10 protein-coding genes are annotated in these 11,161 nt (G+C 43.2%); 4 read left to right on the top strand and 6 right to left on the bottom strand.

The window, feature by feature from the left end:
• Positions 1-151 precede the first annotated feature (151 nt).
• The 3 genes from R7M92_RS02095 (at position 152) to R7M92_RS02105 (ending at position 4,018) form a co-directional block, all read left to right on the top strand.
• Positions 152-1,843 (top strand): FAD-binding oxidoreductase, encoded by a 1,692-nt coding sequence (locus R7M92_RS02095; protein WP_005373452.1) that lies wholly within the window; start codon positions 152-154, stop codon positions 1,841-1,843.
• A gap of 87 nt (positions 1,844-1,930) precedes the next feature.
• Positions 1,931-2,257: a hypothetical protein gene (locus tag R7M92_RS02100; RefSeq protein ID WP_005373454.1), complete on the top strand. Its 327-nt coding sequence runs from the start codon at positions 1,931-1,933 to the stop codon at positions 2,255-2,257.
• A gap of 471 nt (positions 2,258-2,728) precedes the next feature.
• Positions 2,729-4,018 carry a linear amide C-N hydrolase gene (locus R7M92_RS02105; protein ID WP_017635214.1) on the top strand — a complete coding sequence of 430 codons (1,290 nt, stop codon included), beginning with the start codon at positions 2,729-2,731 and terminating at the stop codon, positions 4,016-4,018.
• A gap of 146 nt (positions 4,019-4,164) precedes the next feature.
• On the opposite strand, the gene R7M92_RS02110 is transcribed toward R7M92_RS02105, so the two are convergent.
• The 5 genes from R7M92_RS02110 to R7M92_RS02130 form a co-directional block, all read right to left on the bottom strand.
• The gene (locus tag R7M92_RS02110; protein WP_318132585.1) at positions 4,165-5,208 is read right to left on the bottom strand and encodes a GMP reductase; all 1,044 of its coding nucleotides are present in this window, start codon (positions 5,206-5,208) and stop codon (positions 4,165-4,167) included.
• Between the two features lie 436 nt (positions 5,209-5,644).
• Positions 5,645-7,186, bottom strand: coding sequence for an NAD(P)H-hydrate dehydratase (locus tag R7M92_RS02115; protein ID WP_318132587.1), 1,542 nt, complete (start codon positions 7,184-7,186; stop codon positions 5,645-5,647).
• Between the two features lie 86 nt (positions 7,187-7,272).
• On the bottom strand, positions 7,273-7,710 hold the full coding sequence (locus tag R7M92_RS02120) for a PAS domain-containing protein (protein WP_318132589.1): 438 nt from the start codon (positions 7,708-7,710) through the stop codon (positions 7,273-7,275).
• Positions 7,710-8,714: a response regulator gene (locus tag R7M92_RS02125; RefSeq protein WP_005373466.1), complete on the bottom strand. Its 1,005-nt coding sequence runs from the start codon at positions 8,712-8,714 to the stop codon at positions 7,710-7,712. Before R7M92_RS02125 ends, R7M92_RS02120 begins: the two co-directional genes overlap by 1 nt.
• A 367-nt stretch (positions 8,715-9,081) precedes the next feature.
• Entirely contained in the window at positions 9,082-9,990 is a 909-nt protein-coding gene (locus tag R7M92_RS02130; protein WP_005387688.1) for an aldo/keto reductase, read from the bottom strand.
• Positions 9,991-10,085: 95 nt separating this feature from the next.
• Here R7M92_RS02130 and R7M92_RS02135 point away from each other — a divergent pair, with 95 nt between their 5' ends.
• Positions 10,086-10,499 carry a helix-turn-helix domain-containing protein gene (locus R7M92_RS02135; protein ID WP_005387686.1) on the top strand — a complete coding sequence of 138 codons (414 nt, stop codon included), beginning with the start codon at positions 10,086-10,088 and terminating at the stop codon, positions 10,497-10,499.
• Here R7M92_RS02135 and R7M92_RS02140 read toward each other — a convergent pair.
• A complete protein-coding gene (locus tag R7M92_RS02140) occupies positions 10,480-11,094 on the bottom strand; it encodes a hypothetical protein (protein ID WP_318132591.1) in 615 nt (204 codons plus the stop codon). The two genes, R7M92_RS02135 and R7M92_RS02140, sit on opposite strands and share 20 nt — an antisense overlap.
• Positions 11,095-11,161: the final 67 nt, after the last annotated feature.

The following is an 11,161-nucleotide window of genomic DNA, read 5'->3' on the forward strand; positions in this document are numbered from 1 at the left end:
CGTTCTTTTCATCAACCAGATATTGTTGCTCTCTCGCTGATGCTTTTGGCGATTTGTACAGAACAACTGATACCAAACTGATATGGTGAATGTATGCATTTGGTTTAATATTTGAACAACTATTCAATACATAAGCCAAATGGAAAAAATAATGGAACATGAATGGATGCAGGGAACTAAAGAAAACCAAGTGGTAGAACAGCACCCTAACCCTCAAATACAACGCCTCGCTGTACTTAGCGCGTACTCAATCTCAGTCAATAATGCCAAACTGTTTATTCAGAAAATGGATAAGTGCGGTTTTCCTAAAGAACGATTACTGACACCTCTTGAAAACACGGTTTCACCGGTTCCCGGTTTGAACCAATATCAAGTCGAGTCACTCATCTTCAATACTCGCTATCAACACCAACCCTTTGTCATTGTCATGTGCGAAAGTACGCAAGAAGTTCAGCAAGCCTATCTAACAGCAACTCAATTCAATCTCCCGATTCGTGTTCGCTCAGGAGGGCATGATCACGCAGGTGAATGCAGTGGTGACAACGTCATTTTGATTGACGTGAGCAGAATTAAGACCTTCCAATTGTGTGACAATATTGCCACCATTGGTGCTGGCTATCGCTTCTATCAACTGACACCAAAACTTGCAGAGCATGATCGAATGATTGCACATGGAACCTGTGCCACAGTTGGGTTGACTGGCTATATTCAAGGCGGAGGATGGGGCCCTTGGACGCGAAAATACGGCATGTGTTGTGAGCACCTAGTGAGTGCAACCGTGGTATTGGGTGATGGTACGATCACAGAAGTCTCAGCAGAGTCCAACCCTCACCTATTTTGGGCACTAAGAGGCGGCGGAGGCATGAGCTATGGCATTGTTACCGAGCTACGCGTAAAAACATTCCCTTTACCCAAAGAGATCCACCGCTTCGAGCTTCAGTGGAACCTCTATCCAAAAATCAACGGTATGCTTCAGCCAATACCAACGCACCCTACCATAGATGTGCTAAAAAATTGGGAGCAGGCTATAAAAAGCCTCGATACGCCTAAACTTCTTGGCACCAACTTGCAAATTGATGCTCTGCCTGAATCATCTAACCACTGTGATATTGAAACCATCAGCCATCACTGCACCATGTATGGCTACTGGGAAGGAACAGAACAAGATCTTCACCAATTTATAGCCGTTCAATTTGGCGCTTGCTTCCCTGATTTAGTTCAAGTCTATGAAGCACATGGCACTGACTTTGACGGGAAGAAATACGATCACTCCCTGATGAGCACATGGGGGCGCGATTCTTTGTGTCAAAACGGTTCTCCTTTCCCTCCCGATTATGACGCCCCAGCACCTCACAAAATCACTTCGCGATTGGTGTCAGAGCGAGGTCTTAAACCAGAAGGCTATACTGCACTTTTGCAAAGCTTAACTTCACCTTTGATAAAGCCAGAAAACCGCGATCAAGGGCTATTTAGTTACGTAACCTTAGGGGCGATCACTGGCGGTTTTTATCATCACTCAGACGACCTTGAAGACATATCTTTCCCCTACCGCCAGTGTCAATATACAGTCCAATACCAAACCTGGTGGAATGAAGAGATAAAGCAAAAACTAGAACTACAAAATAACCCAGTACTTGTTGATGTAAACAGAGCCATGGACTGGATTGATAAAGCCAGAGAAGCTGATATACCGGGAACCTATGGTGCCTTCATCAGCTTTAAAGATCCGGCAATTCCGACAAGCGTTTATTTTGATCGAAGCTACCGCGACTTAATCGGTATAAAAGAAAAATACGCTAAGGATAAGTTTAATCACCTTAGAACTAATAAGACCATCATTTAACATCAATATGCATCTTAAAAAGCATATATTAACAGAACGTCATTTGGCCGTTCTATCACGTATAGAAATTAAAAAAGAGGAAAAATTATGACAACTAAGGGTTCATTTTACGTTAAAAATAACTCCAACGATAAAATCACCGGATATGTGAGATTTAAAGACTCTCCGGAAATGGAGGTTCATTTCGACTTGAATATTGGCGAACAATCTGAATCTGCTAGTTTTGAATCCGGTGCCGCTACCCATGACTCCTGGTATTACAGTTTCAAAAAGGCAGGTAAAACCTATACTGGGGACAAGTCCTGTGCATACTATGCAAAAGATGAAAATAAAGGCCCCGTCGTTGTAGAAATCTTTAATGATAATTTAAAAATATCTCCACCACTTAGCGGTTCTTGTGAGAAAACTTTATAGCTGCTCACCTGATTCATCACTTCGCCCGAGACAGTTGCACAACTTCTCGGGCAGTTTCATTTCTCGGTATTTGGATTGAAGACTCTCCCCATTTTCAATCACAATCTGAAATTGTTAACTTTATGTTCTCACTTTATATCACCACTGCAAGATAATCGAATAAATACAAATCACTTTTAAAATAAACTTTAAATCTAGAGTAACCAAGATTGAAAAAATAAATATATTATTAATTTCTAAGATCAAAGAGTTTTACTTAATACATCACTTTTTATTTTAACTCTATCAACTGATACTAAACTGCTACTGACGTTTTTTGATTGAATGCTTAACTTAATAGCATGCGCTTATCTCAATGGCTAAAACCATTACTAAAGCGCAATTCATCTATATCCACGTAATCTCTAAGCATTTGATTCAGAGGGTTTCTTGGATATTCATCATTCAAGATAAACAACGGAAAGCATGGCTATGTGTACAGATGTTAATATCAATTATGGTTGCAACAACCAAACCTTATCCGCTAGAACCATGGAGTTTGCAGTTAACCTTCAGACCGAGATTTGGTTTAGAGCCCAACAAACTTACCAAATTACGACCTTTACTTCCGACGGAAAAGCCGACCGTGTTTTCAATGGTCAGCCGCCAAAACGTCACAGTAAAGAATGTGAGTTTCGAGCAAATTGGCAGGGAGAGTTGAGCTTCATACACTGCAACGCCATTACCCGGTATAATAACCCTCTTTTAACAGCTGATGGCATTAATGAATCTGGCCTTTCTGTTGGGTCACTGTACTTGCCCATTCTCAATCAAAATGTATCGACCTCTCACATCCCTGATGATGCCTTTGCATTAGGCAGCGGCCTGTTTGGTACTTTTATCTTGTCTACGTTTAATACTGTGGACGAGATGGTGACCTACTTCACCACCCACCCCGTTTACGTGTTTAACTCGACTATTTCAACTGGTGAAACAGAGAGTGACAACATGGCTTTGGACCAGCATTTCGTGATTCACGATGCAAATAATGACAGTGCCGTCATTGAGTTTCTTAACGGTAATATGCATATCTATCGAGCATTCAAAGAAAGCGATATGTTCAGCAAAGAGGAAAATCAGCAAGCACGCTATCAATGTACCGAATACGACTTTGATGATTATAAAGTGGTTGTGGACCACTCCTACGTTGGAGTAATGACTAACTGCCCAAATTACCATTGGCATGTCAATCACCTCTCTTATTTTTCCAATTTGCGCAACTACAACCCAGAACCGAACAATGAAGCAACCATGCAACGTCATGTCCAAGTGCCTGGCCCACTTCAATCAATCAATGGCGCTGGCTTGATGGGTCTACCCGCCGACCCAACACCGCCGTCTCGATTTGTACAAACCTATGCAATTAAGCAGTTAAGCGAACAACCAACTAACTTCGACGAAGCCTTCTCACTCGGACAAAAGCTACTTAATCGCGTTGATATACCTTTGGGCATCATGGCGAATGAGTTTGAGACATCCGATAACCCTGAAGTCTTTTTTAGTGATATTACCCAATGGAGCGTTATTAGACATAACAGTCATCAATCACCCGCGTTCTATCTGCGTACTTACGGAGACATGACTTGGCGAGTCGCTAATGTCAAAGACTATATTGGGTTAAATAGAGACTGTCAGATTTCAAGCGTTTTACAGCTCATGCCAGTTACAACATCATTACCGTTTGAACAAGTCGAATCTCGACCAACTATTAAAATCGCTTAGAGTTAATTTTGAAGCGCAAACAAATGAGAAGCAAAAAGCCAGAGTAAGAAATCAATCTCACTCTGGCTCATAGCTGCATATAGTATAGTTTTATCTGCTATAGATATAACGTATGGTTGCTTTTACACTTGTTACATACAGTCGATTTACTCTTTACCGAACACGTTGTTCTCTTGTTCTTGAACGCGGATGAATGTAGTACGCTTGGTTAGCTCTTTAAGCTTTGCTGCACCTACGTATGTACATGTTGAGCGAACGCCGCCAAGGATGTCTTGAATAGTGCCGTGAACGCTACCACGGTATGGCAATAATACGGTTTTACCTTCGGCCGCACGGTAGCCAGCGACACCACCTGAGTGCTTATCCATCGCGCTCTTCGACGACATGCCATAGAATTTCATGAACTTCTCGCCGTCTTTCTCGATCACTTCGCCGCCTGACTCTTCGTGACCCGCTAGCATCCCGCCTAGCATTACGAAATCCGCGCCACCACCGAATGCTTTCGCTACGTCACCCGCACAAGAACAACCACCGTCACCGACGATCATGCCACCAAGGCCGTGCGCTGCATCACCACACTCGATGATTGCAGAAAGCTGCGGGTAACCAACACCCGTTTTTACACGAGTTGTACATACAGAGCCTGGGCCGATACCCACTTTAACGATGTCTGCACCAGCTAGGATTAGCTCTTCACACATATCACCAGTAACCACGTTGCCTGCAGAAATGACCTTGTCTGGGAACTCAGCTCGCACGCGTTCAACATACTCGACCAAATGCTCTGAGTAACCATTAGCAATGTCGATACAAATGAAAATAAATTCATCTGAAAGCGCCATGATGTCTTTGGTTTTTTGGAAGTCTGCGTCAGATGTTCCCGTAGACACCATAACGTTATTCATGGTTACTTTATCTGCTGATTTAGCAAACTCAGCCCAATCTTCTACCGTGTAATGTTTGTGAACAGCGGTCATTACACCATGCTCAGCCAGCGCTTTAGCCATTGCAAAGCTACCAACCGAATCCATGTTTGCTGCGATTACTGGCACACCAGACCATTGACGACCACTATGCTTGAATGTAAAATAGCGGGTTAAATTTACTTGAGAACGGCTCTTAAGGGTAGAACGTTTCGGGCGAAACAGTACATCTTTAAAACCTAACTTAAGTTCTTGTTCGATACGCATTGTGTAATTCCTTGATTCATATGTATATGTGTCATTCCAGAGTGTGTAGTGATTTCGTTGGCAGACGAGTTCACTGTTCTTCGGACACAAAAAAACCGGAGCGTTGGCAGACGCTCCGGTTTTCAGCATTATAGGCTGTGATTTATTTCCTACAAGTCTGATATTTGAATTTTTTTTGTGATACCATCTTGAAAATCGCATATCAAAAACGCTCCCCAAGTCACCAAAACCTCTTATTATTTATAACTATCAACAACTTGAGAAAGCACTTGAGTTAACCTATTGCGCAAACCTTTGCGTCATATCTTAAAAATTAAAACGCATCACCTCTCAAACCTGCCTAAAACTCAATCACCTAATACTAAGATGCCCTGCTAATTCGTAAAAAAGTACTCAAAAAAATCGACCAATTTTCTCAGCAATGCATGAAATCTAATTAATTTCGATAGAGCTCTTGGGTGATAGCGGTACGAAGAGTGCTAACGACATCACTTGCCAAAAGACCAATTTGACCATTCTGACTCACGTTTATATCAGCAGCATGACTGTGAAGTACCACACCTAAACGTGCGGCAACAGAAATTGGTAAACCTTTGGCTAGTAATGCACCAATGACTCCAGATAACACATCTCCCATTCCCCCCGTCGCCATTCCGGCGTTACCCGCTAGACAGACGTACATTCTCGTTCCATCGTAAATAAGTGTCCCCGCGCCTTTTAAAACCACTACACCGCCATAACGCTCTTGCAGTTGTCTTGCAGCAGAGTATCGGTCACTTTCTATTTGTTGAATGGTTACATTTAGTAGTCGAGCAGCCTCTCCAGGATGCGGCGTGATCACTCGATGGTTGTCGTACACCAGAGTGCCATCGCATCGCTGGCTCAGCATCGCTAGAATATTGAGGCCATCAGCATCAACAACTTTAGGTTTCTGCTCTTGAGCCAGATATTGATAGGCTTGATAAGCCCACTCATCATCTCCAAAGCCAGGACCAAACACGAATACGTCAGCCCAGCGTATGCGTTTAGTTAAGTCGTTCTCAGTATCCCTGAGCAAGTCAGTGGTGATGCTCTGGCTCATTACTTCTGGGCAACCAACCTGCAGTGGAATAAGGCTACTCGTGTGAGTAATTGCGGCAGTTAAACCCGCTCCGGCTCTAATCGCTGCGGAGGAACATAAACGAATCGCCCCAGACATCCCTTGATTGCCACCAACACAAAGCAACTTCCCGTTGTCACCTTTATGGACCGTTGGATTTGGCTTGGGCATTAATCTTGAAACAACCTGATGATCAATACCTAATGCACTTTCTACTTCGATAGTATCAAACTTAGTATTGACGCCTAAACCACAAAAGTAGAGCTCGCCAACTCGATCTCTCGCTTGTCCAGTGCATAAGCCTTGCTTAACCCCAATGAAGGTTACAGTATGCTCGGCACGAATAGCATCACCTAAAACTGCACCTGTATTAGCACACAGACCAGAAGGAACGTCGACTGCAATCACAGGGGTATGAATTTGATTAATTTGGTCAATATAGCGACGATACTCCGAACGAACCTCACCGCTTAAACCAGTGCCTAACATGGCATCGATGATCACATCTGCTTCTAGCAATGCGGTATTCCATTCATCCCAATCATTGTTAACACCGTCGATTGACTGCCAGTCTTGGTATGCGCGCAAAGCATCACCTTTTAGCACAGATACATCACCAATTTGGAAAACATGTACATTGAGTTGAGCTTGTTTCGCAAGAGATGCAAATACGTAACCATCGCCACCGTTATTCCCTTTACCGCAAATCACTAAGATATTTTTTGATTTAGGATACAGATGTAAAAAGCGCTCATACACGGCCATACCAGCGCGTTGCATTAAGCTATACATAGAAACACCAGCCATTTGCGCAGCCAGCGTTTCACCGTTTTTTACTTGCTCTGCGGTGTAGAGTTTTAGGGCGAGATTAAAGTCCATATTCACGTTCTACGCATTGGGAAACACAATTATAAGTATACAAAAAAGCCAAGGCGGACCTTGGCTTTTGAGAAAGTTTTTTATCGCTATTGTTTCTGAGACATCAGAGCTTCAGCCGTCGCGTCTTGTATAGACAAAAACAACGAGTTGATTTTTCCAGTCGGTGTGCGCATTGGGTTCAACGTAACATTCTGGTACATAAACTCCGCTTGCTGCGTAACTGGTCGAACATTGCGACAGCAGAATAAGTAAGGTCGTTGTCGCCATGTGATGAAGCTGCGACAGCCTAGGTCATACACTGGTTTTGTTTTTAATTTAAACCACTCCTGTGGGATTTCAGGGAAGATATCAAATATAGAACGACCTATCGCATCATGAGACTGCAAACCACTGTGATGAGTCATAAACCCATTCCAGACCTGTACATTGTAATCTCGATCAATGACCACTAAGCCCATGTCAACGTTTTGTACCATATCCACCATCCAATGGAATTGTTCAAACTCTGCTGGCATATTCAACATTAGAACTCCTCCATTAGATAAGACAGTTTGTTATCAAGCAGCGGCAAGGATTCATCCACAAACATAAACAACAAGTCACAACGAATCGACGTTCCTTCAATGTTGTAGCTCACTTCGAATGTCATCGTGCGGCTGAATGCTCCAGTTGTAGATTCAATGATCGAGTCAATTGAGATATGCTGACCAAGGAGTACTGGTGGACTTTGGAAGAATCGGACTTCAGACTGCTCGCCTAAACCATTTAAGAACGACCCCACCAAAATATTAGAAATATCCATTAGCAGCTCAAGCTCTTCTAGCTCTTCGCTGTCTGCTGGTACTTTCATCAACTTTTTGAGATCAGATACGCTTGAATCACTCAAAATCACTAGCGCTTCGCCAGCAATACCTTCGCCACAAAATCCCTGACAAACACCCGATACGTTGTCATGCGACGCCAAGTCGCGTAGGGCCATGTGAAGTTCGCTCACTTCAAAGATATTGACGTTCGGCAGAGGTAGTTGCACAAACACATCAAAGTGACGCGCCAATGCATCGGCTGCTCGACCAATTGAAACGTTAGCCACTTCCATGTAAATATCGCGACGACGTAAAATCGGTAACTCAATAGAGACAGGCGTGATAATTTGAGGACGAGGTTCTGGCTCGACCAACTCTTTAAGCGCCTTCTTGAGTTCATCTTTGGCGATCGGTTTTTGAATAAACGCTTTTGCACCCAGTGCGAACACGCGCTCTTTCGCTTTAGGTTGGATATCCCCCGACACAACAACCACCGGAGTTTTATCCCCCAACCGTTGCATGTGCTCTAGTGTTTCAAAGCCATCCATTTCTGGCATGGTCAAATCAAGAAACATCAATTTAAACTCGTTTTTTTCGAGTTCTTCTAGCGCGTTTTTTCCGTGGATAGCAAACGTAATATCGGCATTCAATGTGGCTGGTAGTGATCTCGCCATCTGTTTGCGTGCTAACGCTGAATCATCACAGATGAGTACGGGAAAAGACATTCAATCACCTTTTTATATTCCACAATCTGCGCCGGAGTCTAACAGATTGTTACAGCATGTAATACGAGAAAACTGACGAGTTTTTTATTTCTTTATTATTCAATAAGCATACGCAATATGAATGAATGAGTGAACAAAATGACTAAAAAGCAAGCATCACATTCGCTGTTTAGTGACATAAAACAAACATGGGTAAAACTCCTCCACCCAAAGTAAGCAAAAAGTTGCAGCTAACATCCAAAGCCCATTTTTGCTCGAATTTCATTCTTTCCATTTCCATAATGGGTAAACAGTAACGCGCTAAAACTAAAAAGGCACCCTGCTAGAGGATGCCTTTAATAACAATTTCATCGATAAGATATCAATTCTATGGCACACCATGACCTTTAGAAGCCACCCATACGCGATACCATTGCTCTCGAGTAAGTTCGATGTTCAATGCATTAACTGCAGTTTGCACACGCTCGATTTTACCAGAGCCAATGATTGGAATAGGGTTAGATGGCAAACGACGTACCCAGGCATAAATTACTTGGTCAATACTCGCTGCGCCCACTTCTTCACGAATTGCTTCTAATTCGTTACGGACACGAACAGCTTGCTCACTGTCACCACTAAAAATTGAACCTCCACCGAGGCAAGACCAAGCCATTGGTCGCGTACGCAACATTTGCATTTGGTCAAGCGTTCCATCGTGAGCAACCTCAAAGTTAAGTGGGTTGATTTCCACTTGGTTAGTAACCAACGGCTTACCTAAGCGAGATTGCAGCAGTTCAAACTGGCGTGGAGTGAAGTTAGACACGCCAAAGTGCTTCACTTTGCCGACTTTATGAAGCTCAGAAAATGCTTCTGCAACCTCGTCTGCATCCATTAACACGTCAGGACGATGAATTAAAAGTACGTCGATTTCATCCACATTCAAACGTTCTAGCGAGTTGTTCACCGATTGGTAGATATGTGCTGAGCTCGTGTCGTAGTGATTGATCTTACGCTCTGGCGTTTTATCGCCACACAAATTGATGTCGCATTTCGTCACGATCTGAATTTGCTCACGAACACTCTTGTCTAAAGCTAACGCTTCACCAAACAACGCCTCACACTCGTAATTACCGTAGATGTCGGCGTGATCGACTGTCGTAATGCCTAACTCAATGTGTTGCTTAAGAAATGACAAACGCTCTTGAGCCGTCATTCCCCACTCAACTGCACGCCAATATCCTTGAACCAGCTCTGAGAACTCTGGGCCTTTTGGTGCAGTTACTACTTTTGCAACCATGGGTTTTCTCCTTCAATTGATCTGCATTCATCGTAGTCTTGTTTTCGTACCGGCTCAACGGGTAAACTTTCGCAATTCGAACTGGAGTACGAAATATGTCTTTTGCCCAACGCCTAGCCACCCTGATCGGAGAAGAAAGCATCAGCGGGTTCGCTCGACGCGTCGATGTGTCTGAAGCTTTAATACGCAAATACCTTAAAGGCAGTGAACCTAGCCTAACTAAAGCAAATCAAATTGCAATGCGCGCCAATTGCTCTCTCGAATGGTTAGCAACGGGATGCGGTTATTTATATCGCCGTGCTGAAGTCGTGGATATGGATGCGTACAAACTTGCCTTTCAACACGTTATGAATCAGCCGTTGTCAGACGATGCAGAAGAGCTACACCGCAAGCTAATTGCAGGATATCAATACCTGCGCGCTCACAAAAAATCGGATGGTTTTTTGGATGAATCTGCAATGGCGACCTTCCTATCTCTCCATAAAGAATCTAAAAACGAGTCACTTTGACCTCGATAATTTCGCCATCACTGCGCAAGTGCACATTTAAGGACGGTGATGGCGTCAGAAACTCGTCCGGCTTTACCCAAAGCAAACTTCGAATCGTTTCTTGTGGATAGCGGTTCATCAACAAAACAACTTCTTTATCGACAAGTTCGGAAGATTTCTTTTCCAGAGCTTCAACGACATCATAGTGTTCTTGTCCGATAGTAACTCTGCGTAAAACTAACCCATCCTTTCTTAAGTTGAGAAGTAAGTCATTCAGACGCTGCCACTCGTATTCAGTGAGAAACGAGAACTGAGCACTTTCTCTTCTCAAAATCACTTCACCATACAAGTGCTGCTGGTAGTACGAAAAATCATCCAAACAAAATGCGCTGATAAACGTTGAGTTGTCTCGCAACTGCACTTCGCAACCATACCAGCTTCCACTTTTTTCTATACGTTCTTTTAAATTGGAATATGGCATTGCTGACAACGTGTCTTGCCACCAGCTCGGCGTTGAAAGTGCCGGAAACGTTACCGAACAACAACATAAAGAAAGTAAGAGTCGAAGATAAAAGCGCATGCACTGCTCTAGTTGGTTGACATCGAACCAAGACATTACTAACTGCAAGAAAATGTTCAAGAGAAAAATAGTGGCAGGTGGCGATGAAAGTTATGGTGATGAA

It is taken from the genome of Vibrio sp. Vb2880 (assembly GCF_033337975.1).
Lineage (GTDB): Bacteria > Pseudomonadota > Gammaproteobacteria > Enterobacterales > Vibrionaceae > Vibrio > Vibrio alginolyticus.

Bases quoted from the DNA above. Each gene is read 5' to 3' on its own strand.
- R7M92_RS02095 (WP_005373452.1), top strand. From the start codon at position 152: ATGGAACATGAATGGATGCAGGGAACTAAAGAAAACCAAGTGGTAGAA.
- R7M92_RS02100 (WP_005373454.1), top strand. From the start codon at position 1,931: ATGACAACTAAGGGTTCATTTTACGTTAAAAATAACTCCAACGATAAA.
- R7M92_RS02105 (WP_017635214.1), top strand. From the start codon at position 2,729: ATGTGTACAGATGTTAATATCAATTATGGTTGCAACAACCAAACCTTA.
- R7M92_RS02110 (WP_318132585.1), bottom strand. From the start codon at position 5,208: ATGCGTATCGAACAAGAACTTAAGTTAGGTTTTAAAGATGTACTGTTT.
- R7M92_RS02115 (WP_318132587.1), bottom strand. From the start codon at position 7,186: ATGGACTTTAATCTCGCCCTAAAACTCTACACCGCAGAGCAAGTAAAA.
- R7M92_RS02120 (WP_318132589.1), bottom strand. From the start codon at position 7,710: ATGTTGAATATGCCAGCAGAGTTTGAACAATTCCATTGGATGGTGGAT.
- R7M92_RS02125 (WP_005373466.1), bottom strand. From the start codon at position 8,714: ATGTCTTTTCCCGTACTCATCTGTGATGATTCAGCGTTAGCACGCAAA.
- R7M92_RS02130 (WP_005387688.1), bottom strand. From the start codon at position 9,990: ATGGTTGCAAAAGTAGTAACTGCACCAAAAGGCCCAGAGTTCTCAGAG.
- R7M92_RS02135 (WP_005387686.1), top strand. From the start codon at position 10,086: ATGTCTTTTGCCCAACGCCTAGCCACCCTGATCGGAGAAGAAAGCATC.
- R7M92_RS02140 (WP_318132591.1), bottom strand. From the start codon at position 11,094: ATGTCTTGGTTCGATGTCAACCAACTAGAGCAGTGCATGCGCTTTTAT.